Below are 26169 nucleotides of genomic sequence, written 5' to 3'. Positions count from 1 at the left end.
GAGTTTTTGCAATTATCGTTTATAAACATTCCAAAATCATTCCACTTTCTTCAATTGGAGCTATATTGCGGCTAAGTTTATTCAATGGAAAAAGCACTGAAAGTAATATCAAACGAATTAAAAGAATTTGAAGGGCATTTTAGAGAAGCGGTCAAAAGCCGCGTTGCACTACTGGATAGAATAATGGCTTATATTGTAAAGAGAAAAGGCAAGCAGCTCAGGCCAATGTTTGTATTACTAAGTGCCAAAATGGGCGCTGACGTAAACGATTCCACTTATAGAGCGGCGTCCCTGGTTGAACTTTTACACACCGCAACCCTTGTGCACGATGACGTTGTTGACGAAGCCATGGAAAGAAGGGGCTTTTTTTCTTTAAATGCCATCTGGAAAAATAAAGTTGCAGTATTGGTGGGCGACTATCTTTTGTCAAAGGGTTTATTGCTCTCTCTGGATAATAAAGACCACAAAGTGTTGCAAATTTTGTCAGAAGCGGTGAGAATGATGAGTGAAGGGGAATTGCTTCAAATAGAAAAATCACGCAGACTAAACCTGGATGAAGGCATTTACTACGATATTATTAAGGGCAAAACGGCTTCGTTACTTGCTTCTGCCTGTGCAGCTGGCGCCTCTACCACATTTAACGACGAAGACAAGGTAAACGACCTGAAAAAATTTGGAGAACTGGTTGGAATGGCTTTTCAAATCAAAGATGACCTGTTTGATTATGGTAATGCAGACGTAGGGAAACCAACAGGTAATGACATCAAAGAAAAAAAACTTACACTGCCCCTGATCTACACCCTGAATAATTGTACGCCGGACCTTAAGAAAAAGATCATTTATACAATAAAAAATGAAAATACTGATAAGGAGAAAGTCCAATCAGTAATCGACTCGGTAAAAGCAGCTGGTGGCATAAAATACGCGACTGAAAAGATGTTTGAATTCAGGAATAGCGCCATGGAGATTTTGTACCGGTTTCCACAAACTGAAGCACGAGACGCTCTGGAAGATTTAGTAAGATTTACAACAGACAGGGAATTTTAAATGAACAAACGCTGGAATATATTAAAGGCCGAGGACAGTGAAATAACTGCACTTCAATCTTCTTTAGGTATCAATAGTACGATCTGCAAAATACTTGTACAGCGCGGCATCCGGACTTTTGATGAGGCCAGATCTTTTTTCAGACCTCTGCTAAGCCAGCTTCATGATCCTTTTTTAATGAAGGACATGGATAAAGCCATTGCCAGAATACAAGAAGCTTTCCGGCAGAAAGAAAAAATACTGGTATTTGGAGACTATGACGTGGATGGGACCACATCAGTGGCTAGCATGTTTCAGTTTCTCTCTTCAATATACAATGATGTTGATTTTTATATTCCTCACAGATACAAAGAAGGATATGGCGTTTCTAAAGCAGGGATAGATTATGCTTTCGAAAGAAATATCACGCTGATTATTTCTTTGGACTGCGGTATAAAATCTGTGGATCTTGTTGCATATGCCAAGAGCATTGGAATTGATTTCATTATATGTGATCACCATTTACCCGAAAAAGAGTTGCCAAATGCAGTAGCCATACTAAATCCAAAACAGGTTGATTGTCCTTATCCGTTTAAGGAGCTATGTGGATGTGGTGTAGGATTTAAATTAATGCAGGCGCTTACCAAGACATTCGGGCTTTCTGACGAAGCTTACCTTCAGTACCTCGACCTTGTCGCGACAGCCATAGCGGCGGATATTGTTCCTATTGTTGGCGAAAACCGCGTGCTGGCATATTATGGTTTAAAAAAAGTAAATGAAAATCCATCAACGGGGATAGCGGCTTTAATGAAACTCGCAGCTGCCCAAAAGCCAATGCTGATCACCAATTTGGTATTCATCATAGCCCCGAGAGTTAATGCAGCCGGCAGAATGGATGATGCGAGAAAAGCAGTCCAACTTTTTATCGAGAAGGATCCTGAAAAAGCGCTGGAATTCGCAGAGATGCTTCATAGCGATAACACGGACCGTAAAGAAGCCGACGCCAACATAACTGAGGAAGCGTTGAACATAATAAATGCAGATATAAAACTAATCTCGAGAAAAACTACGGTTGTTTACCAGGAGCACTGGCATAAGGGTGTTGTAGGCATAGTGGCATCAAGACTTATAGATAAAGGTTTTTACAGGCCAACAGTTGTGCTGACAAAAAGCGGCGAAATTGTAGCAGGAAGTGCAAGAAGTGTGGCTGGATTTAATTTATATGAAGCAGTGCACGCATGCCGTGAGCACTTATTGGGTTATGGCGGACATTTTGCTGCAGCTGGTATGACTATGGCTCCCGAAAACGTGGAAGCCTTTAGCAGCAAATTTGAGGAAGTTGTCTCCAGCATGATTGATGACAACTTGTTGATTCCCGAAATTGTGATTGATGCGGAAGCCGGATTAAATGAACTTACACTCAACTTCTATAACATAGTTTCCCAGATGGAGCCTTTCGGACCAGAAAACATGCGTCCGGTATTTGTAGCCCGAAACGTTTTTGATACGGGATATTCCAAGCTTGTAAAAGAAAAACATATCCGGTTTGATGTGAAACAAAACAACAGCAGGCTTACCGGAATTGGTTTCGATATGGCTGACAAGCTCCCTATTATACAGTCAGGAAAAAGCTTCGATATTGTCTTTACTGCCGAACTGAATGAATGGAATGGCGACAGAACGATTCAGATGAGGGTGATTGATGTACGTGAAACGTTATAAGTTGTAAGTTATACGTTATACGTTGTTCCAAGCGAATGGGGTAGGTAAACGATCCATTATTCCGCTCCGGTAAACGCAGAACGTATAACTTACAACGTAAAACTCCTAATGATTATTGATCATTTTAATAAGATTCTCAACGGCGGCACTACCCTGCCTTTCTACGCTTTCGTAAGTACGTGATCCTATATGAGGTGTGATTAATACATTATCCCAGTCTTTCATGGCATAATTTTCGGGCATAGGTTCTATATCCAACACATCAGCCAAATAACCGGCAATGATTTTCTTCTCGAGGCCGAGTTTTACAGCATCGATGTCGATGAGTTTTCCCCTTGCAGTATTTATGATAATAACACCGGGTTTCAGCGTATTTTCTACCAGATCCAGGTTAATGAGCTTTTCGGTTTGTGGTGTATGGGGAACATGTAAAGTAATGATATCACTTTGAGCTGCCAGATCTTTAAAAGTCTCCTGCATCTTTACATCGTATTTTTCAGCTATCTCCGGTTTTGCGTACGGATCGTAACCGATGACATTTAAGCCAAATGCAGCTCCTCTTTTTGCCACTTCCGCTCCTATTGCGCCTAGACCAACAATACCGATGGTCTTGCCAAAAATCTCACGGTTTACGTATCTTTTCCAACCACCAGCTTTTGTAACGTTGTATTCCAGGTGGATATTCTTACAAAAACTGAACAACAATGCAAATACGTGTTCCGATACAGAAACCTGGTTAACACCGGGACAATTGGTTACGGGAATTCCCAATTCTTTGGCTTTTACCAAATCTATCCTGTCAAGTCCAACTCCATATTTGGAAATGTATTTCAGTCGCCCTTTTTTACCTTTTTCCAGTACCGGAGCAGTAAGATCGTCATCTCCACAAATCAAGGCATCATATTGATCAATGATCGGTAATAATTGCTCTTCAGTTAAAGGTCCGCGCAATGAGTCTACTTCAAAATCCTGCTTGTTTAGCAATTCCTGATGCTTTCCCGGGGTATCCTGGAAAGATGTGGTCGTCAACAATACTTTCATAAGTGAAAAAAGAATTAAATGGTAAGCTGCCAGCTTCGCTCCACTATGAGCAGCCATGCAACATCCTTTAATGGGTTTAGTCCGGTTTCTATCAGATTAAAATCGATTCAGCACTTTCTCCAACTCTGTAATATCGTTGATAGTACAGCCTTTGTAATTATTGAATAAAGGCGCATTTTCGTCGGTCTTTCTCAAAATAAATGGGATCCCGGCATTCGAAGCAGCTTCATAATCGGCCATTGCATCACCAACAAAAACAGTTTCATGCTGGTCAAGCGCATTATCCTTTATGATCTTCTGAGTCCAAAAAGTTTTTTTCTCAGGAGATCCATATGCTTCCAGGAAATATTTGTTCCATTTTTTCTGCTCGAGAATATCTCTTATTTCTGAGGTTGGAGTGCCGGTTACAATCCAGCAGTGAAAATATGATGCGTATGCTTTAAGAAAATCGCTGGCGCCACTTACTTCTTTTGCATCTAATACACCTTGTAAAACAAGATCAGAATATTTATCGGCCAGTTCGTTTACCTGTTGCGGAGTGAGATCTATCCCTAAGTACTCTTTGTGCCAGTACTTAATTTTTTCGAAGCGGGAAACACCACCATTTTGCAAATGATGTTCAACCACTTTACTGGCAATCTCTTCGCCATATTCCTTATACAACTGGCGAAAAGCTTCAGCCTTTACCTGTACGGATTCGACGAGAACGCCGTCAAAATCAAATAATATGTTCCTTACCATAGAGAAAGCTCGTTTTAATTACGAAATATGCTACCAATTCATTAATTGGCCTTCTCAGGATAGATTTTACAGATCTTTCAGGGATATTTAAAGAAGCTACTTTATATGAATTTACAAGTTAATAATAAGTGGCGACGATTATTGCCACACCGTTACTAACAAAAATAACTAAACTAGTCCGGATTTTTGCTATACACCGCCTTAATGCATTCCAGTATTCCCTGCCCCATGTCAATATGAGGATTGGCTACCAGCTTTCTGCTTAAAGTTGGCGTATATGAATATGGCGAAAACTGGTAATGATTGTGATATTCTCCGCTCTGGAGGGATATTTCAATCCTATTACCTAATATTTCCCTTATCAATTCAAATAACTCGATACGTTTCATTTTTTCCGTGCCGGTAAAAATTACATGCTCATTCTTAAAATCGTCAGTTTCTATTACATCGACAGAAAGCTTTGCGGCATCTGCTGCATGTATGTACTCCCTGATCTCATTGCCATCTCCTCCATGCTCAATTTTACCGGTCCGTATGGCCTTTTCCACAAGATTATAGATATAGTTATTGTCGAATTCCTGTTCCGAATAAACAGAGCCATATCTTAATACAGTAAAATTCAGGCCATATTTTATAGAATATTCCTCAACCACTTTTTCAGAGGCCAATTTACTTATGCCATAAAATGAGCCCTTGTCACTCATGGCATAAGCGCTGCTGGCATAGACAAAGCGCTTCACACCCGCCTGTACACATCCATCTAACACATTTATATTTCCCAGTACGTTCAATTGCATGGTCAGATAAGGAAATTTAATCGCCTTATCCAGGTTTGCAAAGCCCGCCAGGTTATAAACAACATCAAACCGCTGATCGTTAATTGCTGCAATTACCCTTTCACGGTCAAGGATATCCGTCTCCACATATCTAACCTTTTCCTTGTGTCGCACAGGTTGCTGCCGGTCTAAAACAGTTACTTCGTAGTTACGTTTTAATAACTCTGCAACAAGGTATTGTCCCAGGAAACCGCTTCCGCCAAATACAGCTACTTTCATTTTAGTAAGTTTAAACGGACTGCTTCAGCAAGGCCATTTGCTCACGGGCTTTATCGCCTAAAAAGAAAAAGTCTATGCTAAAGGCTAAAAAAGTATACCCTTTATTCACCTTTTCCATCACCTTATTATAATCCGACTGAATAACGTGGAAACCAAGCGGCTTGCCTGATTTTAGCATTACTTCGTCTACTCTTGCCAAGGCTTTCTGAACATCCGGGTGCTCGTAGTTTCCGGGCATACCCATCGAAGCGGACAGGTCGTAAGGACCAACAATGATGCCATCTATTCCTTCTACGGCAACAATTTCTTCAAGATTTTGCACGGCTTCTATGTGTTCAATCTGCGCGATAACCACTGCCTCATTGGTCAACCAATCTTTATATTCATCGAATGCGATACCATAATTCTGCGCCCTGTTCAATCCAACACCACGTTTACCAACCGGAGGATATTTTACAAACTCAACGGCCATTTTTGCTTCTTCTGCATTCTTCACTGTTGGCACGATTACCCCATCCACGCCTGCATCCAGCACTCTTTTTATGATCACTTCCTCATTTTTGCTCACGCGAGCCAATGCCTTCATGCCTTTTCCCTGGATAATAGCCGTAAGGTTCATTACCTGCGAAATATCAATAGCAGCATGCTCCAGATCCAGCGTAAGCCATTCAAAACCTGCCGTTGCCATAATTTCAACAACAGACTGGTGAGGTATTGTTAACCACGAACCTATTGTTAACTGCCTGTTCTGTAGTTTCTTTTTTAAAGACCAATCAGGAGAAATATTTTTCATATATCTTAATTACTATTTTTTTAATAGGTCCGTTTTCTGTCTGATAATTTAAGTTGGGCAAGTGTGCATCATTAGGAAAGAAAACAGCACTGTTTTCCTTGTTCAATATGACGTCTGCGATTTTTGCGTTGACCGAAGGCGTAAAAAATTCGCAATCTATTTCACCACTGTAAGGGTCTGTAGTGTTTAATAATCCTCTCTTGTACACTTCCACTTTTTCATTACCGGAAATAAGCGTCTGGATGTCTACATACTGATTGTGCGCCTCAACCTGGTTATTGTTGTCAGCGGTTGTGTTGTACGAAAGAACTTTGGCAAAAACCTCATCACCGATTAATGGATAAGTGCCATCTTCCGTTTCAGATGAAGCTCTTGCAACAAAATCTCTGATAAGCGATCCTGCTTTATCATCCACATGTTTTAAAATATGTTCTATAGTTCCTACTATCATAGTTGGTTATTTAGTCTTTGTTGATGTAATGCTTCTGCGAGTATAAAATCCTGTGGATTATCAATATCTATAGCCTCAATTTTGTCCATAGGGAACATTAGCGGGCTTAAGCCAATTCTTTTCTTCCCTGCCTTATGAAAAGCATCTTTGGTGAAAATGTAAAAGTTGGAATTTTCTTCGTATACCGGAGGAAGATCCTGTGTTCTGATCAATTCAGCCGGATTGTGGTTTACCGCCCTGCCATCTTGCCAGTACAGCCTTGTTTGCAGGCAGGTTACTGAAAATACAGAGTCGTATTTTTCTTTATTGTTCTGATATTTTTCAATCGCCTTATCCAGTGTACCGAAAGTTAGCAACGGATTTGTTGAGTGTGTTTGAATGTAGAGATTTCCCGGCACCTGGTCCATATCGTACGCAATGATATCGTTCATCGGAACCATATCGCCATGCAATTCTACAGGCCTGTCTACAATTTCGATGGTCGGAAAGTTAGCCTGTGCATCAGCTTTAATTTTCTCGCTGTCTGTGTCGATCACTATTTTGGTGATATAAGACGATGATAATAATTGTTTAACAATTACATGATACAGCGGCTGGCCATTAAACAATCTTAAATTTTTATTGGGAACCCTTTCTGAATTACCCTTCATGGGCAATAAAGCAACTATTTCCATATCTGGTTATACTATTGAAAATTTGATTTTTTATCGCTTAACAATCACAGGATATAGAAAGATTCAAAATTTGTAAGGTCTATTACAGGAATGGAAAATGGTTTAAGCTGATACAAATATAAGGGGCTCAATTAAATTTAAAAGATTTTTGTTATGTTTCTGCCCGAAAAGTTGAAATTTCCCGAAAAGCTATTACCAGACTAATTTAATAGGGTAATGCATAGAAATGTCTTATCTTGCGGCATTCCTATAATTTCTATGTGAGATGAACGATCAGTATTTGTTGACTGCGATTAACGCAGCTTTAAAGGCGGGAGCATTAATTGCAGAGGTTTACGGGCAAGATTTTGCAGTAGAAATAAAAAAAGACAATTCTCCATTAACGCTCGCAGATAAGTTATCTCATAAGGCCATAACGGAAAGTCTTCGGCATTTCAATATTCCTGTCATTAGCGAGGAGGGTAAATCTATTCCTTTTGAAGAAAGAAGGGGCTGGAAGCAACTATGGATGATTGACCCGCTTGATGGCACCAAAGAATTTATACGCAGGAATGGCGATTTCACAGTTAACATTGCGTTGATAGAATCAGGCTTGCCCGTTTTAGGCGTTGTCTATGCACCCGTAAGCGGCAAATTGTACTATGCAACTGAAGCGGCTGGAAGTTTTATTGCCACTATTGTTGATCACAACATTATCACTGATATAAAATCTCTCGCAGATAGCGCTCAGAAGCTACCTTTCACACAAACACCGGTTTATACAATTGTAGCCAGCCGCCTGCACTCATCGGTAGAAACAACCTATTTTATTGAAGAAAAAACCAGGCTGCACACCAATATTGAGTTGATGCAAGCCGGCAGTTCATTAAAATTATGCATGGTTGCTGAAGGCAATGCCGATATTTACCCGCGACTGGCCCCCACAATGGAGTGGGATACAGCAGCAGGGCACGCTGTTGCCAAGTTTGCAGGATGCAGGGTGTACCAGTATGAATCAGGTGTGGAACTGGCCTATAACAAAGAAAATCTGCTCAACCCCTGGTTCATTGTAGAAAAAACAGCTGACGAACTGTATAATGATCTGCAACCCGCATTATCTAATGAAAAAAATATGAATATTTGAGCTACAAACCAGCGTAGCTAACCAGGAGTAGACATGAGCAAAAAAGTGTACACAATAGAACATGCTTATAAAATTTGCAAGATGGACCGTATGCGAAAGAACGGCCACCTGCCTGCATGTCTGTGGTTTACCGGGTTATCCGGTTCAGGGAAAAGTACACTAGCCAACCTGGTAGAACAGGAACTCTACTCTAATGGATTTTTAACCTATTCACTGGATGGGGACAATATCAGAAAGGGGTTGAACAAGGATCTCGACTTTACAGAAAGTGCACGTGCAGAAAATATGCGACGCATTGGGGAAGTATCCAAAATTTTATGCGACGCGGGTGTTATTGTATTGGCAGCTTTTGTCTCACCGTTAAAAAAGCACCGCCGCATGTTGCGGGAAGTGATTGGAGAGAACTTTGTGGAGATCTTCGTTGATACGCCGATTGAAATCTGTGAACAACGCGATATTAAAGGATTATATCAAAAGGCCCGTGCCGGGGAAATAAGTAATTTCACAGGCATCTCGTCACCTTTTGAACGACCAGAGCATCCGGATATTCATATCGTAACCCAAGAGGAAACGATTGACGAATCGGTACATAAAATTTTAAACTATATAATACCAAAGATCAAAATCAATTGATGAACAATGCATAAATACTATCTCAATCATTTACAGGAACTGGAGTCGGAGGCCATTTTTGTGATCCGTGAAGTTGTGGCACAATTCGACAGGCCAGCCATTTTGTTTTCTGGTGGAAAAGATTCTATAGTAGTTACCCATCTTGCAAAAAAAGCTTTCTGGCCGGCAAAGATTCCTATGCCGCTTATACATATTGATACAGGTCATAATTTCCCTGAGACAATGGATTTCCGCGATAACCTGGTGGAGGCACTTGGCGTTCAGCTTATCGTTGGTTCAGTGGAAGAGTCACTTCGTAAAGGCCGGGTTAAGGAAGAAACCGGTTTAAATGCCAGCCGCAACGCATTGCAGATAACAACGTTGCTGGACACCATCGAAGAGCATAAAATTGATGCTGCCATTGGAGGCGCCAGAAGAGATGAAGAAAAAGCCAGGGCGAAAGAAAGATTCTTCTCGCACCGTGATGATTTCGGACAATGGGATCCTAAAAATCAACGTCCAGAATTGTGGAACATCTTTAATGGCCGCAAGCACCAGGGAGAACATTTCCGGGTATTCCCAATAAGTAACTGGACAGAGATGGATGTTTGGAACTACATCATGCAACAAAACATACAGATCCCTTCTTTGTATTTCGCTCATGAAAGAGAAGTTGTGTACAGGGATAATACCTGGTTGCCGGCTTCTGAATTCCTGACATTGCGTGAGGGTGAAGCCGTTGAAAAACGTATTATCCGTTTTAGAACGCTTGGCGATATTACGATTACAGGAGGCATCGAGTCTGAAGCTAATACATTGGAGAAAATAGTGAATGAAGTATCAGCAGTTCGCAGTACCGAGCGCGGTAATCGTGGTGATGATAAACGCTCCGAAACAGCAATGGAAGACAGGAAGAAGCTAGGGTACTTCTAGCTGTGAGCAATCAGCTGTTAGCTATTAGCTATCAGAGTCCAGACGTCTGGATGCATAAAGTACAAAAAAATCACGGTGATGAACTGTGGTAATCTCAAATTTCAAATCTCAAATTTTAAATCATAACAATGGAGTTATTACGCTTTACAACGGCAGGTAGTGTAGACGATGGTAAAAGCACCCTGATCGGCCGTTTATTATATGATTCCAAATCCATTTTTGAAGATCAGCTTGCAGCAGTACAGCTTTCCAGTGAAAGAAAAGGACTGCAGCATGTAGATCTTTCTTTGCTGACTGACGGACTTCGTGCGGAAAGAGAACAAGGCATTACAATTGATGTAGCATACAGATATTTTGCAACACCAAAACGCAAGTTTATCATTGCTGATACTCCCGGTCATATACAGTACACAAGAAACATGGTTACAGGCGCATCAACAGCCAACCTGGCATTGATATTGGTAGATGCAAGAAAAGGTATTGTTGAACAGACCTGCCGCCATTCTTTCATCGCTTCTTTATTGCAAATTCCTCACCTGATCGTCTGCGTAAATAAGATGGATTTGGTTGACTATTCAGAGGAAGTGTTTAACAAGCTTGTAGAAGAATATACTGAGTTTGCCAGCAAACTGGATGTCACAGACATTCGCTACATTCCTATTAGCGCATTGAATGGTGACAACGTAGTAAACCATTCTACCAACATGCCCTGGTACCAGGGCGCCACATTGTTGAATACACTGGAAACAATTCACATAGCAAGCGATTATAATCATATTGACGGAAGGTTTCCTGTGCAGACCATTATCCGTCCTCACTCCGATGAATATCATGACTACAGAGGTTATGCGGGCCGCATAGCCGGTGGCATTTTCAGACCGGGTGATGCTGTGACTGTTTTGCCTTCGGGATTACAATCCAAAATAAAATCTATCGACACTTTTGAAGGACCTGTTGAAGAAGCATTTCCACCAATGAGTGTGAGCATTACTTTGGAAAATGATATTGACATCAGTCGTGGTGATATGATCGTTAAACAAAACAATCAGCCACAGGTTGGACAAGATATCGACATGATGATGTGCTGGCTCAATAACAAGCCAATGCAACCGGGTGCCAAATATTACCTCCGCCATACAAGCCGGGAGGCACGCAGCGTAATAAAAGAAGTGGTTTACAAAATGGATATTAATTCACTACAGAGAGTATCTAACGACAATACCATCAACATGAATGACATTGCACGTGTAAGATTGCGCACAACACAACCGATCATGTTTGATGCTTACCGCAAAAACAGAAATACAGGGTCACTGGTGCTGGTTGATGAAGCAACAAATGAAACTGTTGCGGCGGGGATGATTGTTGACTCACATGTTAATTAACCAATTAAGTATATGAGTAAAGAAAGCCTGGCTAACGCCGGGCTTTTTTTTGAACCACAAAAGGCATTTTTTGAACCATATAAGAGATGTAAGAGCATATAAGTGGGTTGACTATCTTTGAGTAAATCCTTAAAAAATGATATTGACAAAAACAACCCTCAAACAAATTGTCTATGAAGTAAATGGAGCGGCTATTGAAGTACATAAAGCGTTAGGGCCAGGTTTACTGGAAAGTGTTTATCATAGCTGTATGGCAGAAGAACTCTCAACGAGAAACATTTCTTTTATTTCAGAAATGATTGTGCCAGTACATTACAAGGGTTTAAAAATAGATACAGATTTAAAGGCAGATATGTTCGTTGAAGACTGTTTGGTTTTAGAATTCAAGGCGGTCGAAAAAATAATTCCTGTTTATGAAGCGCAGATAATGACCTACATGCGACTACTTAGATCTCCGATGGGTCTTCTTATCAATTTTAACTGCCACAATATTTATCGGGAAGGCCAAAAAACTTATGTAAACGAGTTTTATCAGCAGCTCGCATAACGCTTTGCAAAAGCGTTCCTTCTTATATTTCCTTATATGCCTTATATACAACTAGTGAATAGTGAATGGTCAATGGTGAAGGTCCGAGCCGGTTAAGTAAATATATGTCGTTTAAGTGTTATTAACATCCTGGGCAAAAGCTCTTATTTGCTCTTATATTTCTTAAATGGCTTAAAAAACTTCGCTTCGGTCAGCTTTAGGCTTTAGGCTTTGGGCTTTGGGCTTTAAGCTTTATCAGTTGTTTACAAAGAAACGTTGGCACCCGACACCTTACTTATATGGTTTAAAACAAAAAAACACGAAGTGATTTTTTTACTACTTCGTGTTTTCAATCGTCATAAAAACTTATTAATTACTCGGTACAACAAGCTTGTTGTTTACTCTGTTCATATCTGCCAAACGCAAGCTTGGATCAATATTAATCTCCTTTATTTCTGAAATATTGCGGGATGAACGAGTTATATCAGCAGCTCGCATAACGCTTTGCAAAAGCGTCCCTCTTATATTTCCTTATATGCCTTATATGGTTTAAAACAAAAAAAACACGAAGTGATTTTTTTACTACTTCGTGTTTTCAATCGTCATAAAAACTTATTAATTACTCGGTACAACAAGCTTGTTGTTTACCCTGTTCATATCTGCCAGGCGTAAACTTGGGTCAATATTAATTTCTTTTATTTCAGATATATTGCGGGATATTTCCAGGCTGTACTGCGGATGCGTCCATTTCCATTCGGGATGAACTATATACGGAATAGTTGAATCTTCACTTTCTTTTGTCCCATACATCAAATTCATCGGAACATTGTGCATTTCTTTTGTTCCGTCTTTATATGTGATCAACACATCCACCGGCATTGGCATCAACCCTAATCGCTTCAATGTTATTTTAGTTTTGCCTTCATCATAGTTGATGTCGCCAAGCGCATAGTCAATTGTTTTTGTTGTGTATACCCAGTATTCTTTGTACCACTGCAACTCAATACCGCTAACCTTTTCAGCAACACGAATGAAATCATTCGGATTCGGATGTTTGAACCGCCATGTATTGTAATAAGTCAACAATACTTTATCAAGATTATTCTGTCCGATAATATAACCCAGCTGTTCCATGAACACTGCACCTTTGCTGTATGCCGCCCTGGAGTAACCATAGTTCGTATTGTAGTGATCAGCATGTGTGCTCATTGGTTCCTCGCGGGGGCTTTTAGCCAATGCGTAATAAGAATTATAATCGCCGCTGAACCAGAAAGAAGTATCTTTTCTCAAATAACCCTGAATCCTGCTTGTTGCGTAAGAAGTAAAACCTTCGTCCATCCATGGATACAGGCTTTCGTTTGAACCCATCATACCCTGGTACCAGCTATGCATCCATTCGTGCAACGCCGTTCCCACACTTGCGTTTTTGATCAATGTAGCCATAGGGTATTCCATTCCACCGTCTCCTCCCTGAACAAAAGAATAATTTTTGTATGGATAAGGACCGAATGTTTTAGCCATGTAAGGATAAGCAAGCTCAACCGTATCCATTACCTTCTGCCATCTTGCTTCCAGTGAATCTACCTTCTTGTGAACTACAAACAATAACGGGCCATTCTTCACCTGGCGCTTTATCATAGTGTATGTTGGATCAGCTGCCCACATAAAATCATGCACATTCTGAGCAGCGAATTTCCATGTTAAGGTTGCACCTGTTGCAGGCTTTACTTTAACGCCGGCATCCTCGTAACCAAAGCCTATCTCACTGGCATTCTGCAGTGTGCCTGTTCCCGCGATCATGTATGTTTTGTCGATAGTGATATTTACATCGTAATCACCCCACACACCATAAAACTCTCTTGCTATATAGGGATTTGCATTCCAGCCCTGGTAATCGTATTCAGCTAGTTTAGGATACCACTGGCTCATGCTGAAACGGATGCCTTCTGCGTTATCGCGACCGCTTCTGCGAATTTGCAACGGCACCTGTGCATCAAATGCAACATCAAAACTTACTTTGCTTTTCGGCGAAATAGGCTTAGCTAGTTTTACTTCCAGAACTGTCTCGTGCTCTACCAGTTTCTGATCAACGCCATTCAGTTTTACGTACTTAACTTTTTGATATCCGATCTCGTTGGGCTGTAATTTGCTAATACGGTCTTTAACGCGGGTATCCCAATCATATACATTTTCGCCGCTTTTGGTTGTTCCGATCAACACTTTACCCAGCTCACGGCTTCTCACGTCCATCATGCTGTTTGGCTGAAAAGCATTCCAGTACAAATGAAAAAACACGCGATCTAACGTGTCGGGAGAATTGTTCCAGTAATCAATCTTTTCGGTCCCTGAAAATTGATTCGCATTCGCATCTACATTAACATTGATGGCATATTTAATGCGTTGCTGCCAGCGGTCAGGTTGCGCGCTGAGCTGCGTAACTAATAAAGTAAAAAAAATAGCAATAAGTGTTCTCATGTCTCTATAAAAGATTTAAATCCTGCTGCAAACGCCAAATATAGTAGATTTCTGATGTTCTGATCTCTGAGTTGCATGGATCACATTACATCGTTATTGATTCCCGTTCAAGCTGCCCCTGGTCATTAAAGAAAAGATATCTCTTTTGTAACGCACTCTTTTCGACATAAATGCGAAACCAGACAGTGTTATCTTTTTTTTGTATTTCAGAATAAAACGCCCCATGCGTCCAACCATTGTATTTACTTTTATCTAATCCGTCCTGCACTTCATGTGGCAGTTGATCGAATGATCTTTTTATCGAAGTTTCCTGCCAGCCGTTATTGGAAGAAAAGTCAGCTTTCATTTCCAATCCATAATTTATAAACGACACCTGAAATACGGTGATTTTATCTTTCCATGATACACTGGTTGCATCAGGATATTTTTCTTTGAATGCATTGGTAACTTCGGAAGGAATTTTCCTGAGCTGCGCACTTACAACAGATAGAGATAACAACACAAGTGCAATAAGAGATAGTACTTTTTTCATGTAGGTTTATTTCGGAAAACGTCTCATCGGTCAAGTCCCTGTACAACTATAACAATCTCACCCTTAACTTCTTTCTGCGCAAAATATTGGCAAACTTCGTGCAAAGTACCTCTTTTTGTTTCTTCAAACATCTTTGTTAACTCCCTGCTAACACTGCATTGCCGGTCCGCACCAAAATATTCGGTAAACTCTGATAAAGTCTTTACCAGCCTCATCGGGCTTTCATAAAAAACCATCGCGCGGGGTTCGGTAGCAAGTTGTTTGAGCAATGTTTGCCTGCCTTTTTTCTGCGGGATAAATCCTTCAAAAACAAATCTGTTGATTGGCAGGCCGCTATTAACGAGAGCAGGAACAAAAGCTGTAGCTCCGGGCAGGCATTCAACTTTTACATTCCGCCTTACACATTCACGCACCAGCAAAAATGCGGGATCAGAAATTGCAGGCGTGCCTGCATCTGTAATAAGCGCCATTGTTTTGCCAGCTTCCAGTTGATCCGTTAAATGTTGTACAACCTTGTGTTCATTATGCTGATGATAGGGAGCTAAGGGTTTGTGGATATTGTAATGATTGAGCAGTTTGGATGAGGTCCGGGTATCCTCGCATAAGATAACGTCAACGCTTTGTAATACTTCGAGCGCCCTGAATGTAATATCCTTTAAATTTCCAAGAGGTGTGGGAACGAGGTATAGCATGACTTACGTAGTAAGTTGTAAGTTATACGTTATACGTTTCTTGCAGTTGTGCAAATCAAGAAATACGCTTAAAATTGGATCTGATGAAAACTCCTTAAAGAATTCCGACTGATCACGGGCACGTACAACTTATAACGTATAACGTAAAACTGTATTCCAACTTAATTAACAAATTCGATTTCGTAGAACTCCATTACAGGATTTGCCAACAGCTTTTTGCTGGCTTCATCTGCAGCCTTGCGAGCCTCTTCTTCTGAAGCAGCATCAATTTGCAGGGTGATGTGTTTTCCCACGCGAACATCCTGTATTGTGTTGATTCCCAGGTTATTTAATCCACCTAAAATGGCTTTTCCCTGTGGGTCCAATAAATCTTTTAGGGGCATTACTTTAATCTGAACGTTATAGGTCATAGCTGCTGCTTTTGTTATTTGAGCGCCAAAGATAATGCGATATACACAATAAAGACAAGCGGAACTGCCAGCCAATGGAATAAAAGCGCGCAAATAATGGCTGCGATAACCAATACCAGCTTGGGCCAGTTGTCTTTTAAAGACGCATTTTTAAATTTTAAGGCCATCATTGGCAAAGTTGACACCATCAGGTAACTGACTACAGCAATTACGCCGTAAAGGAACCATTTATTCACCAGTAAACGTATAATCCATTCCTGGTCAGAGAACCAGTAAATCAAAGGAAAGGAAGCGATTAATAAGCCCGCAGCCGGAATTGGCATCCCTTTGAAACCATAGCTTTGTTCGGTGTCGATATTGAACCGGGCGAGGCGATATGCTCCGGCACAGGGGATAATAAATGCCGGAAGCAGCCAGGCAGCAGAAACATCCAGGCCGCCTGGTTGTTGTGCAAAAGAAAGCCTCAGAAACTGAAAAATGATCATTCCCGGAGCCACGCCAAAGCTCACCACATCTGCAAGAGAATCCAGTTGCTTCCCCATTTCAGATGATGCCTTCATCAGCCTGGCGACAAATCCGTCCAGAAAATCTACTATGCCGGCAGCGGCAATAAATATAGAAGCCAGGTAAATCTTTTCGGGAATTACGGAAGCAAAACCGCCATTCACATCATCAACAAGCGTTATACCTGATTGCAACACACAAACAATGGCAATGCAACCGAGAAAAAGATTTAAAAGTGTAAACAGGTTAGGAATTTGCTTCATGCGCTAATAAGTTGTAAGTTTTACGTTATACGTTGTACGTTTTTTAAGCTGAAAGCTCAAAGCCCAAAGCTTAGAGCTAATTGTCGAGACAGCTCGTGTTGTTTCTTTTTATTTAATACGGTTAGGAAGTACCCAATTTTAAACTTACTTCATTTTTATTAAAACCGTCGGATTCATTACCGTTCTCCCCTAGCGTTTCATTAGCGCCTCGATGTCTTCAGCCGTAATAGGAATGTTCTTCATTAGATCTACATTGCCGCTCCTTGTCAGCCACACATTGTTTTCTATACGAATGCCAATCTGTTCTTGTTCAATATAGATACCGGGCTCTACAGTTAACACCATTCCAGCTTTTAGTGGTTCTGTCTTGGTGCCCAAATCGTGCACATCTATGCCGAGGTGATGGGAAATCCCGTGATACAAATATTTGCGGAACGCCCTGTTTTCTTTGTCCTCATTTTTTACATCGCCCTTGGTCAACAACCCAATCTTTATAAAGGTATTATTTGCTTCCGTACCGACTTTCTCGGTATAGTCTGCAAGATTGATCCCTGGCTTCAGAATGCTTTTTGCATAATTATGCAGATGAAGACATGCGTTGTATACTTCTTTCTGCCGTTTTGTGAATATACCACTGACCGGAACAGTCCTGGTCAAATCGGCTGCGTATCCACCATATAACGCCCCAAAATCCATCAATACCAGTTCTCCGTCTTTGCATTCCTCGTTATTAAAAACATAATGCAGTGTTCGAGCCCTGTCTCCACTGGCGATAATGCTTCCATAGGCCGGCCTGCTGCTTCTGTTGCTCAGGAACGAATGCCATATTTCTGCCTCTATTTCATATTCCATTACACCGGGCTTAATAAACTGTAACAGTCGCCTGAACGTCTTTTCGGTTATGTCCATTGCCTTTTGCATCACTTCTATTTCAAGCGGCGTTTTTATTGCCCTAAGCTTATTCATAATTTTCGCGCTGCGCTGAAATGTATGCAACGGGTAACGGTCACGCATTTCCTTTATAAAGCGATAGTCACGGGTTTCTATTCGCACGGACTTGCGATCATTTTCGTTTGTGTTCAAGTAGATGTTATCAACCTGGTGGATCCAGGTTTGCAAAACGCTATCCAACTGGTCCAGCCAGACAACGGTTTGTATGCCCGTAATTTCTGTTGCTTCCTTTGCACGAAGTCTTTTGCCATCCCATTTTTCCTTTAGTTCATTTGGTCTTACCAATACCAGCACTTCTTTATATTTTGGATCTTTTGCATCGGGATACAAAATTACCATGGTATCTTCCTGTTCAACACCGGAAAGCCAATACAGATCACTATTTTGAACAAATGGGTGTAATGCATCTCCATTGGACGGAAATTCATCATTACTGTTGAATATGGCAATACTTGAGGGCAGCATCTCCTTTACAAAACGCTTCCTGTTCTCGACAAATAATTTTGGATTGATGGGCAAATGTTTCATCCTTCACGTTTTTAGAGCAAATCCGGGGTAAGGCCCGCGAACCGCGTGCGCAATATTAAAGAAACTTTGGGGAGTAAGCGGGAAGAATAATTGACAATTGAAAATGGAGAATTGAAAATGACCGTGAGCAAAAACTCAGTGACGCTTAGTCTCTCCTTTTTGTCTTTTCTCAGTGTAATAAAAAATAATTTGATCCGTGCAAATCCCTAGTTCGCTTTTTTCAGAATAACAACATAGGTAGGAAAATGATCGCTGTATCCACCGCGATAACTGAGGCCGTCCCAGGTACGCATGGGATAACCTTTGTACTTACCAATATTTTCGGTTAAAAAGGATTCATTAAATACATGCGCCTTATAAAAGAAAATTCCATCTTGCTGCTGGTTTAACCAACCTTGTGAAAGAATAATCTGATCGAACAAACTCCAGGCATCCTGATAAGCTAACGTACCGATACCTTTTCTGTATTTTTCCAGCCAGGGATTATATAGTTCACCGGCCCGCAGCGCGTTTGCATGACCATTCGCCCGCAACCCTTTTGTGACACTGTTGTTAACAGGATCATCATTCAAATCACCCATCACGATAATCTTGCAGTCTGCATTTGATTGTAACAAAGAATCGATGATCTGGCGATTTACATTCGCCGCAGCGATTCTCGCGGGTTCGCTCCTCGCCTCACCACCCAGCCTGCTCGGCCAGTGATTAACAAATACATGCACTTCTTCTCCAAACAAAAGTCCTTTCACCCACAAAACATCTCTCGTAAAAGCAGACTCTTTAGATCCACCTGGTAATTGCACATTCAGTTTAAAACTTTGTTGCATATCAAAATATCCGGGATTGTACAACAAGGCAACGTCAACTCCTCTTTGATCCTTTGAATCGTAATGAACAAAACGGTAATCTCTTTCGCGTATAAATGGATGACGAACCAGATCATTTAAAACAGTATCATTCTCCACTTCCGCAACGCCGAGAAAAGCAGGTCCATCAATAGAAAATGTTTTCCCTAACCTGGCAACTACGGTTGCTAATTTTTCAACCTTATCTCTGTAAACAGAAGTATTGTAACGACGAGGGCCGTCTGGCAGAAATTCATCATCATTAATAGCCGGATTGTTTACTGTGTCATAAAAATTCTCGAGATTATAAAAGCCAACGACGGCACGTTTATAGTTCGGCTGACAAAGGGAAATCAAGGGTAAAAGGGTTAAGACCCACAATATGCTAGGCTTCATAAGATTACAAATATATTTAATTTATTTAAAATTCATATATTTACTCTTTATTTACCAACCCATAAACCACATGATGAAAAAACTATTTGTTCTTTCATTAGTCGTCTTGCCAGTTTTTGTCCAGGGGCAAGAAATGATGATGAAAGACTCTTTAACGCTTGAGGACCTACAACTCGCGGTAGACAATACAGCCATTGAATTAGATGACGACAATGTTTCAGAAAGCTCATCCTGCAATGTTGCTTCTCTCCTAACTGCAGGTCGCGATCCTTTTTTAAATGCTGCTTCATTCAATTTCAACATAGCCAGATTTAGGATGCGCGGTTATTCCGCGGATCTTTCATCCTTGTATATGAATGGCATTCCGATGAACAACGCGGATAACGGAATCATCGCATTTTCATCGTGGAGCGGATTAAATGATGTGATGCGCAGCAAAGATGTTTCTGTCGGATTTGCTCCAAACACTTTCTGTTTTGGAGAGCCTGGCACAACTACTTTCATTGATGCGAGAGCAAGTAAACAACGCAGGCAGACGCTTGTAGGGTATTCCTATAGCAACAGGTCATATCAACACAGGATTAGTTTTACACATAATACAGGGTTTAATTCAAAAGGTTGGGCATTCTCTTTGTCAGGCAGTTACCGGTATGCAACAGAAGGATACGTACCGGGAACCTATTATTATAGCAGCAGCTACCATATTGGTATTGACAAAAGAATCGGCAACAATCAACTTCTCTCGGTGATAGTTTTTGGTGCGCCTACAACAACCGGGCGTCAAGGAGCCTCTGTTAATGAAATGCAGCTGCTGGCAAAAACAAATTATTACAATCCCTATTGGGGTTATCAAAATGGTAAAAAAAGAAATGCAAATGAATCATTCATCCATCAACCCTATGCGATACTCACACATGACCTCCGCCTAAACAATACAACATCGCTTGTTACAGCTGCAGGAGTATCGATCGGACAAAGGATCAACACCGGCATCGACTGGTACAATGCACCGGATCCGCGGCCTGACTACTATAAATATCTTCCGTCGTATTACCAGTCTGATTCGACGCTATATCAGGAAATCCAGGAACGCTTAAGTAATGATGAAAATGCCCGTCAGATAAACTGGCAACGTTTCTATGATGTTAACCGCAACTCGTTTGAAACGGTTCACGACGCGAACGGAATTAAAGGAAATAATATAGCTGGCAAACGCTCAAACTACATTGTTGAGAATCGTGTGAATGACAGCAAGCGATTCGTCTTTAATTCAACGATCAATACTTCTGTCGGAAGGCACCTCGCATTGATTGCGGGACTGGAATATCAATTGCAGATAAACCATTATTATAAGACGGTCAATGATCTACTGGGTGGCGATTTCTATGTAAATCTCAATCAATTTGCCCAATCCGAATACAACACCAATCAAAACGCAATTCAAAATGATATTACCCATCCTAACAGAATACTATATGCAAATAACAAATTTGGCTATGACTACAACATGCACATATCCAAAGGATCTGAATGGATGCAGTTGTTATTTAAATTCAATCATATCGATTTTTTTGTCGCAGGTGATTTTTCATTCACCCGGTTTTATAGAAATGGGAATGTCCGCAATGGCTTATTTGCTGATAACTCATTTGGCAAGTCTGTAACGAATACTTTTCTAAATGGTGCCGTTAAAGCCGGAATCACATATAAAATAAACGGGAGAAATTATTTTTTCGTAAATGGTTCATGGCTTACAAAAGCGCCCTACATGGAAGATGTATTTATCTCGCCCGCGACAAGAAATCAAATTCAAACGGATATCTCTTCAAAGGAAATACAAGCTGCGGAGGCCGGATATGTTCTTAATGCACCTGCAGCCAAAATAAGATTAAAAGGTTACTATACAACCATCAACCGGGGAATGGATGTATTGCGTTTTTATCATGACGAATTCAAGTGCTTTGTCAACTATTCTCTTAAAAACATTAATGAAGTGCATTTTGGAAGTGAGCTTGGTGTGGACATCAAATTATCAAAAAACGTTTCATTCAATGCTGCGGCAGCCCTGGGCCGTTATTATTACAACGGCAGGCAAAAAGCAATCGTTACCGCTGACAACACAACAACAATCCTGGAAGAAACTACCATTTATACCAATGGATTCAGAGTAGCATCAACGCCCCAGGAAGCTTATAGCGCAGGCCTTGCGTATCGGTCACAACACAACTGGTTTATTACTGCAACTGCAAATTATTTTGATCAGTCGTGGATCAGTTTTAACCCCTTAAGAAGGACAACTTCAACAGTTGACGGATTGGGCAATGATGACAAACTATTCCATTCAATTATTGATCAGGAAAAAACTTTACCTCGATTTACCATCGACGCTTTTGCAGGATATACTTTGTCGCTGAGGAATAGACATAAAAAGAGCAAAGCTTTGGTATTTTATGCCAGTGTAAACAATCTGCTGGATAATCAGCATCTTATCTCCGGAGGATATGAACAGCTTCGTTTTGATGCAGCGGACAGAGACGTTAACAAATTTCCATCCAAATACTATCACGCCTTCGGAAGGATGTATTTCTTAAGTACAGCTTTCATATTTTAGTTACCACTAAACCCATCTACATGAAAAAAATTCTGTTATTTTTTGTGTTGGCTACTACTGCCAGTTTCTGTTGCAATAAAAAATTTGACGAACCACCTACATCTGAAATTGAAACCATAACTGCAAATTTTACCATCAGGCAATTGAGAGAGATTCATGCATACAATAACATTGAAGCCATAACTGACGATAAGATAATCAGCGGCATTGTAACTGCAGATGACAAGAGCGGAAATTTCTATAAGCAAATAACCATTCAGGACGAAACGGGAGGCATTGTGATAAAAATGGATGGCAGTAACTTGTATACAGATTACCCTATTGGAAGAAAAGTATTTGTGCGACTGAAAGGTTTGTTCATTGGCGATTATAACAGAATGCTGCAGATAGGTGCCGGGAAAGACAATAGCAATCCGGCCGCTCTCGCCGTTACACCTATCCCCTCCATTCTTTTCAATAAGTATGTCGTTAAAGGAAGTTTAGGAAATACAGTTGAGCCAATACTTGTTACAGTTGATCAACTGACAGAAGATTTTCAAAGTATGTTGATTAAGCTGGAAGATTTTCAGTTTGCACCGGCAGATACATCAAAAACGTACGGGGATGTTTCACTTGCTTCATCCGCCAGAAATTTTACGATTAAGAATTGTGCAGGCAGCAGCATTACATTGCGCAACAGCAGCTATGCCGATTTCTGTGGAATTAAAGCCGCATCTGGCAAAGGAAGCATCACAGCCATTTACTCGATTTTTGGTGCGACAAAGCAATTGTTAATACGTGACACTTCAGATATACAATTTACAGGCAAACGATGCAATAGTACTACCCTCGCATCTTTAAACATCGCAGATCTGCGGGCAATGTATCAAACTGCACCCGTCACAATACCGGACGGCAAAAAAATAAAAGGCATTGTAATAACAGACAAAAGCAATGGCAATTTTGAAGATGATAAACTGGTGATCCAGCAGGGAGATAATCTTTGTGGGATCGTTATTCATTTTACAGCAGCACATAATTATTCTTGTGGAGACGAAGTTGAAATCAATATCTCCAACCTCACGCTTGATAATAAAAATTATGGTTTGCAGGTATGTGATGTGCCTTTGCAAAATGCAGTAAAAACCGGGACAGGCCAGATTACAGCACGCGTTACCAGCATTTCAGAATTAGTCAATAATTTCAAAAACCGGGAAGCAACGTTGATCACTCTGCCTAACACAACAATCAGCGACAAAACAAACAAACAATGGAATGGCCTTTTAACACTAACCAGCCAGGACGCAACACTCAGGCATTTTGCTTTGTCAACAGCAAAATTTGTAGATCAACCTTATCCGCAGACACAACTAAAATCAATAACCGGCGCAGCGCTATCTGTTAACCAGGAACAAACGCTGATGATTAGAAATATGGGAGATGTTGACTCAACCCTTCCGGTTCCGGTTACCAGGGCAGATCTTATTATTTCAGAATACATTGAGGGAAGCTCATATAACCGATACCTTGAAATTTATAATGCAAGCAGTACTTCTGCAGATCTCTCAAAATACATTGTTCGATTGTACCTGAATGGTGCTGTAAAAGCAAAAAGCAGCTCAAAGCTCGATACGTTGATACGAACCCCATCGTTGGCTCCTAACGGAATCATCGTAATAAAACATCCTTCGGCCAAAGCGATTCTTCCTCCCGGCGTAATTGCTTATATATCCGATGTATGCAACTTTACCGGCAATGATGCTATTACGCTTGAGAAGAATGGAACGGTGATTGATGTATTTGGAGAGGTTGGTATTAATCCTGGAAAATCATGGACAATTGCGGGAAATGACAACGCGGCAGTTGACAAAACTGTAAGAAGAAAAAGCGGAATAGTTGAAGGAAATACAAACTGGCAGCAATCAGCTACAAGTGAATGGCTGATTTTCGGAAAGGACGATGTATCTAATCTCGGCGCCAGATGAACGCTGTTTAGCGATTAACCTTCTTCGCCCCTAAAATTTTGGTTATCTGAAATGCAGGCTATCTTCGCAAAAAATAGTTTATGAGCGTATCAGACAAATTAGCACAGCTAAAGGCAGAGAAAGCTGCAGCCAATCTGAAAGAGGGCCAGGATTTTCTTGCAAAAAATAAAGAAAAGGAAGGCGTAACTGAATTACCAAGCGGTTTGCAGTATGAAGTGCTTACAATGGGTGACGGTGATAAACCATTTCCCACACATACCGTGACTTGCCACTACCATGGCACATTGGTCGACGGAACTGTATTTGACAGCTCAGTAAAACGTGGCACTCCAGCTTCTTTTCCATTAAATATGGTTATCAAAGGCTGGACTGAAGGCTTACAGTTAATGCCCGTTGGCAGCAAATTCAGATTTTTTATACCACCACATTTGGGCTATGGCGATAGACAAGTTAGTGCCCAGATCGGACCAAACAGCACACTCATCTTCGATGTAGAGTTGCTTGGATTTAAATAGTCAGTCTTCCAAACATAACATTAAATTAAAACCACAAAGACCGGGCAATGAATTTCGGCCCGTTTCTTTGCGGTTTCTTTTTTGCCTTACATCAAAAACCTAAACCAATTATTAAAGTGAACAAGCCTTTTCGATTATGCGTTGCGCACCGACCGTGGCAGTTCTAGCTGACAGCTAATAGCTGATAGCTGACAGCTACAAAAAACAAACCCCACCATCAGAACGAGGTGAGGTTCAAGAAAATAGCAATCGAAGAGGACCGTTGAGATTATGTTGGCTATGTTATTTCTTAGCGAAACATTTGTTAAATGTAGATAAATTTTTCAATCCACAAAGAATGATCTAAAAAAAATTTCTTAGTATATGTACTTAATACACATTGTATTGTGCAGGGTTGGAACACCATAGAATTAGCATTTATCAATGGTTTGCTTTACATAATGCTGGTTCTCAGGAAGGTATCTTTCAAAAATATCAGCCCTTTTATTCCTCAAGAAAATTAGCTGAAATGCTGTTCAAATCCTTTATTTTACTACCTTTGCAGCCCAAATTTATTTTTTTACCAAAAATCAGGGAATAATGAACAATTATGAATTGATGGTGATTTTTACCCCTGTGCTTTCTGATGACGAGTTCAAAGCCGCTCAGAAAAAGTACACTGATTTCATTACCGAAAACGGTGGAAGCATTGTGCACAGCAATCCCTGGGGATTAAAATCACTGGCGTATCCTATCCAGAAAAAAACCACAGGTATCTACTGGGTTCTGGAATACAGTGCGCCATCCAACTTCAATGAGAAGCTGAAAATTCAGCTTTTACGTGACGACAATCCAATGCGTCACATGATTACTGTACTTGATAAATACGCCGTTGAGTACAATGCTAAGAAGAGAAGTGGCGTTTCTACAGGAACCGAAAAAGTGGAGGCTTAAACCATGGCAAAAGCAAATGAAATTAAGTACCTGACCGCGATTAAAACTGAGAAGCCCAAGAAGAAATTCTGCCGCTTTAAAAAGTACGGTATCAAGTATGTAGATTACAAAGACACTGATTTCTTAAAGAAATTCGTTAACGAACAGGGTAAATTGTTACCTCGCCGTTTAACTGGTAACTCTTTAAAATATCAGCGTAAAGTATCTGATGCTGTGAAAAAAGCTCGTCAGATGTGTTTGTTACCTTACGTAACAGATCTTTTGAAATAAGAAAAAGTTATACGTTTTAAGTTATACGTTGTACGTTTCCCAAGTAGTAGAAGTCACCATTTGTGACGCTTTCGAAAATTAGGCAACTCACGTAAAACTTATAACGTACAACGTAAAACTTCTTAGTAACCATCCCTAATTCCGGCGGCAGCCTGATGACAGTCTGAATCTTAACAAGATTGGGCTCTTGGGAACTAA

General features: G+C 40.6%; 25 protein-coding genes. 12 read left to right on the top strand and 13 right to left on the bottom strand.

Annotated features, from left to right (window positions below; all coding sequences use genetic code 11):
* Window positions 1-84: 84 nt before the first annotated feature.
* Both QTN47_RS00815 and recJ read left to right on the top strand, forming a co-directional pair.
* The gene (locus QTN47_RS00815; RefSeq protein WP_369327401.1) at window positions 85-1047 is read left to right on the top strand and encodes a polyprenyl synthetase family protein; all 963 of its coding nucleotides are present in this window, start codon (window positions 85-87) and stop codon (window positions 1045-1047) included.
* Window positions 1048-2748 carry a single-stranded-DNA-specific exonuclease RecJ gene (gene recJ / locus QTN47_RS00810; RefSeq protein ID WP_369327400.1) on the top strand — a complete coding sequence of 567 codons (1701 nt, stop codon included), beginning with the start codon at window positions 1048-1050 and terminating at the stop codon, window positions 2746-2748. It abuts the gene before it with no gap.
* 105 nt (window positions 2749-2853) lie between these two features.
* On the opposite strand, the gene QTN47_RS00805 is transcribed toward recJ, so the two are convergent.
* The 6 genes from QTN47_RS00805 to QTN47_RS00780 form a co-directional block, all read right to left on the bottom strand.
* Window positions 2854-3846 (bottom strand): phosphoglycerate dehydrogenase, encoded by a 993-nt coding sequence (locus tag QTN47_RS00805; RefSeq protein WP_369327399.1) that lies wholly within the window; start codon window positions 3844-3846, stop codon window positions 2854-2856.
* A gap of 39 nt (window positions 3847-3885) precedes the next feature.
* Window positions 3886-4530 carry an HAD family hydrolase gene (locus tag QTN47_RS00800; RefSeq protein WP_369327398.1) on the bottom strand — a complete coding sequence of 215 codons (645 nt, stop codon included), beginning with the start codon at window positions 4528-4530 and terminating at the stop codon, window positions 3886-3888.
* 173 nt (window positions 4531-4703) lie between these two features.
* The gene (locus tag QTN47_RS00795) at window positions 4704-5585 is read right to left on the bottom strand and encodes an NAD-dependent epimerase/dehydratase family protein (RefSeq protein ID WP_369327397.1); all 882 of its coding nucleotides are present in this window, start codon (window positions 5583-5585) and stop codon (window positions 4704-4706) included.
* Window positions 5586-5595: 10 nt separating this feature from the next.
* Window positions 5596-6378, bottom strand: a complete 783-nt coding sequence (locus QTN47_RS00790) for an HpcH/HpaI aldolase family protein (RefSeq protein WP_369327396.1) — start codon at window positions 6376-6378, stop codon at window positions 5596-5598.
* Window positions 6359-6829 (bottom strand): NanQ anomerase/TabA/YiaL family protein, encoded by a 471-nt coding sequence (locus QTN47_RS00785; protein ID WP_369327395.1) that lies wholly within the window; start codon window positions 6827-6829, stop codon window positions 6359-6361. The genes QTN47_RS00790 and QTN47_RS00785 overlap by 20 nt, the downstream gene beginning before the upstream one ends.
* Window positions 6826-7503, bottom strand: a complete 678-nt coding sequence (locus QTN47_RS00780) for an acylneuraminate cytidylyltransferase family protein (protein ID WP_369327394.1) — start codon at window positions 7501-7503, stop codon at window positions 6826-6828. The genes QTN47_RS00785 and QTN47_RS00780 overlap by 4 nt, the downstream gene beginning before the upstream one ends.
* 265 nt (window positions 7504-7768) lie before the next feature.
* On the opposite strand from QTN47_RS00780, the gene cysQ reads away from it, so the two are divergent.
* The 5 genes from cysQ (at window position 7769) to QTN47_RS00755 (ending at window position 12103) form a co-directional block, all read left to right on the top strand.
* Window positions 7769-8626 carry a 3'(2'),5'-bisphosphate nucleotidase CysQ gene (gene cysQ, locus QTN47_RS00775; RefSeq protein ID WP_369327393.1) on the top strand — a complete coding sequence of 286 codons (858 nt, stop codon included), beginning with the start codon at window positions 7769-7771 and terminating at the stop codon, window positions 8624-8626.
* A 33-nt stretch (window positions 8627-8659) separates the two neighbouring features.
* Window positions 8660-9259: an adenylyl-sulfate kinase gene (gene cysC / locus QTN47_RS00770; protein WP_369327392.1), complete on the top strand. Its 600-nt coding sequence runs from the start codon at window positions 8660-8662 to the stop codon at window positions 9257-9259.
* A gap of 6 nt (window positions 9260-9265) precedes the next feature.
* Window positions 9266-10171, top strand: a complete 906-nt coding sequence (gene cysD / locus QTN47_RS00765; RefSeq protein ID WP_369327391.1) for a sulfate adenylyltransferase subunit CysD — start codon at window positions 9266-9268, stop codon at window positions 10169-10171.
* 128 nt (window positions 10172-10299) lie between these two features.
* Window positions 10300-11556 (top strand): sulfate adenylyltransferase subunit CysN, encoded by a 1257-nt coding sequence (gene cysN / locus QTN47_RS00760; RefSeq protein WP_369327390.1) that lies wholly within the window; start codon window positions 10300-10302, stop codon window positions 11554-11556.
* 142 nt (window positions 11557-11698) lie between these two features.
* A complete protein-coding gene (locus QTN47_RS00755; protein WP_369327389.1) occupies window positions 11699-12103 on the top strand; it encodes a GxxExxY protein in 405 nt (134 codons plus the stop codon).
* Window positions 12104-12697: 594 nt separating this feature from the next.
* Here the strand turns inward: QTN47_RS00755 and QTN47_RS00750 are convergent.
* The 7 genes from QTN47_RS00750 to QTN47_RS00720 all read right to left on the bottom strand — a co-directional run bounded on the left by QTN47_RS00750 (window position 12698) and on the right by QTN47_RS00720 (window position 19678).
* Entirely contained in the window at window positions 12698-14557 is a 1860-nt protein-coding gene (locus tag QTN47_RS00750; protein WP_369327388.1) for a M1 family metallopeptidase, read from the bottom strand.
* Between the two features lie 85 nt (window positions 14558-14642).
* Window positions 14643-15089, bottom strand: coding sequence for a PepSY-like domain-containing protein (locus QTN47_RS00745; protein WP_369327387.1), 447 nt, complete (start codon window positions 15087-15089; stop codon window positions 14643-14645).
* A gap of 23 nt (window positions 15090-15112) precedes the next feature.
* Entirely contained in the window at window positions 15113-15781 is a 669-nt protein-coding gene (rsmI, locus tag QTN47_RS00740) for a 16S rRNA (cytidine(1402)-2'-O)-methyltransferase (protein ID WP_369327386.1), read from the bottom strand.
* Between the two features lie 161 nt (window positions 15782-15942).
* Window positions 15943-16191: a phosphoribosylformylglycinamidine synthase subunit PurS gene (purS, locus tag QTN47_RS00735; RefSeq protein WP_369327385.1), complete on the bottom strand. Its 249-nt coding sequence runs from the start codon at window positions 16189-16191 to the stop codon at window positions 15943-15945.
* Window positions 16192-16205: 14 nt separating this feature from the next.
* Window positions 16206-16958 (bottom strand): CDP-alcohol phosphatidyltransferase family protein, encoded by a 753-nt coding sequence (locus tag QTN47_RS00730; RefSeq protein ID WP_369327384.1) that lies wholly within the window; start codon window positions 16956-16958, stop codon window positions 16206-16208.
* A 189-nt stretch (window positions 16959-17147) separates the two neighbouring features.
* Window positions 17148-18437 (bottom strand): aminopeptidase P N-terminal domain-containing protein, encoded by a 1290-nt coding sequence (locus tag QTN47_RS00725; protein WP_369327383.1) that lies wholly within the window; start codon window positions 18435-18437, stop codon window positions 17148-17150.
* Between the two features lie 206 nt (window positions 18438-18643).
* Window positions 18644-19678 (bottom strand): endonuclease/exonuclease/phosphatase family protein, encoded by a 1035-nt coding sequence (locus QTN47_RS00720; protein WP_369327382.1) that lies wholly within the window; start codon window positions 19676-19678, stop codon window positions 18644-18646.
* A gap of 70 nt (window positions 19679-19748) precedes the next feature.
* On the opposite strand from QTN47_RS00720, the gene QTN47_RS00715 reads away from it, so the two are divergent.
* From QTN47_RS00715 to rpsR, 5 genes are all read left to right on the top strand, one after another.
* Window positions 19749-22289, top strand: coding sequence for a TonB-dependent receptor (locus tag QTN47_RS00715; protein ID WP_369327381.1), 2541 nt, complete (start codon window positions 19749-19751; stop codon window positions 22287-22289).
* Between the two features lie 20 nt (window positions 22290-22309).
* Window positions 22310-24253: a DUF5689 domain-containing protein gene (locus QTN47_RS00710; RefSeq protein ID WP_369327380.1), complete on the top strand. Its 1944-nt coding sequence runs from the start codon at window positions 22310-22312 to the stop codon at window positions 24251-24253.
* Window positions 24254-24333: 80 nt separating this feature from the next.
* Window positions 24334-24768: an FKBP-type peptidyl-prolyl cis-trans isomerase gene (locus QTN47_RS00705; RefSeq protein WP_369327379.1), complete on the top strand. Its 435-nt coding sequence runs from the start codon at window positions 24334-24336 to the stop codon at window positions 24766-24768.
* 579 nt (window positions 24769-25347) lie between these two features.
* Window positions 25348-25701: a 30S ribosomal protein S6 gene (gene rpsF / locus QTN47_RS00700; protein WP_369327378.1), complete on the top strand. Its 354-nt coding sequence runs from the start codon at window positions 25348-25350 to the stop codon at window positions 25699-25701.
* Window positions 25702-25704: 3 nt separating this feature from the next.
* The gene (rpsR, locus tag QTN47_RS00695; RefSeq protein WP_369327377.1) at window positions 25705-25971 is read left to right on the top strand and encodes a 30S ribosomal protein S18; all 267 of its coding nucleotides are present in this window, start codon (window positions 25705-25707) and stop codon (window positions 25969-25971) included.
* The last annotated feature ends 198 nt before the right edge of the window (window positions 25972-26169 follow it).

The sequence above is a fragment of the Danxiaibacter flavus genome, assembly GCF_041060425.1.
Taxonomy (GTDB): Bacteria; Bacteroidota; Bacteroidia; order Chitinophagales; family Chitinophagaceae; genus Danxiaibacter; species Danxiaibacter flavus.
Note: the sequence above shows the minus strand (reverse complement) of the source record. Positions and strands in the feature narration are given on the sequence as shown.

Bases quoted from the DNA above. Each gene is read 5' to 3' on its own strand.
- QTN47_RS00705 (WP_369327379.1), top strand. From the start codon at position 24,334: ATGAGCGTATCAGACAAATTAGCACAGCTAAAGGCAGAGAAAGCTGCA.
- QTN47_RS00805 (WP_369327399.1), bottom strand. From the start codon at position 3,846: ATGGCTGCTCATAGTGGAGCGAAGCTGGCAGCTTACCATTTAATTCTT.
- QTN47_RS00780 (WP_369327394.1), bottom strand. From the start codon at position 7,503: ATGGAAATAGTTGCTTTATTGCCCATGAAGGGTAATTCAGAAAGGGTT.
- QTN47_RS00720 (WP_369327382.1), bottom strand. From the start codon at position 19,678: ATGAAGCCTAGCATATTGTGGGTCTTAACCCTTTTACCCTTGATTTCC.
- QTN47_RS00815 (WP_369327401.1), top strand. From the start codon at position 85: ATGGAAAAAGCACTGAAAGTAATATCAAACGAATTAAAAGAATTTGAA.
- QTN47_RS00790 (WP_369327396.1), bottom strand. From the start codon at position 6,378: ATGAAAAATATTTCTCCTGATTGGTCTTTAAAAAAGAAACTACAGAAC.
- QTN47_RS00715 (WP_369327381.1), top strand. From the start codon at position 19,749: ATGATGAAAAAACTATTTGTTCTTTCATTAGTCGTCTTGCCAGTTTTT.
- QTN47_RS00725 (WP_369327383.1), bottom strand. From the start codon at position 18,437: ATGAAACATTTGCCCATCAATCCAAAATTATTTGTCGAGAACAGGAAG.
- QTN47_RS00710 (WP_369327380.1), top strand. From the start codon at position 22,310: ATGAAAAAAATTCTGTTATTTTTTGTGTTGGCTACTACTGCCAGTTTC.
- rpsR (WP_369327377.1), top strand. From the start codon at position 25,705: ATGGCAAAAGCAAATGAAATTAAGTACCTGACCGCGATTAAAACTGAG.
- QTN47_RS00800 (WP_369327398.1), bottom strand. From the start codon at position 4,530: ATGGTAAGGAACATATTATTTGATTTTGACGGCGTTCTCGTCGAATCC.
- cysQ (WP_369327393.1), top strand. From the start codon at position 7,769: ATGAACGATCAGTATTTGTTGACTGCGATTAACGCAGCTTTAAAGGCG.
- QTN47_RS00795 (WP_369327397.1), bottom strand. From the start codon at position 5,585: ATGAAAGTAGCTGTATTTGGCGGAAGCGGTTTCCTGGGACAATACCTT.
- cysC (WP_369327392.1), top strand. From the start codon at position 8,660: ATGAGCAAAAAAGTGTACACAATAGAACATGCTTATAAAATTTGCAAG.
- purS (WP_369327385.1), bottom strand. From the start codon at position 16,191: ATGACCTATAACGTTCAGATTAAAGTAATGCCCCTAAAAGATTTATTG.
- cysN (WP_369327390.1), top strand. From the start codon at position 10,300: ATGGAGTTATTACGCTTTACAACGGCAGGTAGTGTAGACGATGGTAAA.
- cysD (WP_369327391.1), top strand. From the start codon at position 9,266: ATGCATAAATACTATCTCAATCATTTACAGGAACTGGAGTCGGAGGCC.
- rpsF (WP_369327378.1), top strand. From the start codon at position 25,348: ATGAACAATTATGAATTGATGGTGATTTTTACCCCTGTGCTTTCTGAT.
- QTN47_RS00730 (WP_369327384.1), bottom strand. From the start codon at position 16,958: ATGAAGCAAATTCCTAACCTGTTTACACTTTTAAATCTTTTTCTCGGT.
- QTN47_RS00750 (WP_369327388.1), bottom strand. From the start codon at position 14,557: ATGAGAACACTTATTGCTATTTTTTTTACTTTATTAGTTACGCAGCTC.
- recJ (WP_369327400.1), top strand. From the start codon at position 1,048: ATGAACAAACGCTGGAATATATTAAAGGCCGAGGACAGTGAAATAACT.
- QTN47_RS00745 (WP_369327387.1), bottom strand. From the start codon at position 15,089: ATGAAAAAAGTACTATCTCTTATTGCACTTGTGTTGTTATCTCTATCT.
- QTN47_RS00785 (WP_369327395.1), bottom strand. From the start codon at position 6,829: ATGATAGTAGGAACTATAGAACATATTTTAAAACATGTGGATGATAAA.
- rsmI (WP_369327386.1), bottom strand. From the start codon at position 15,781: ATGCTATACCTCGTTCCCACACCTCTTGGAAATTTAAAGGATATTACA.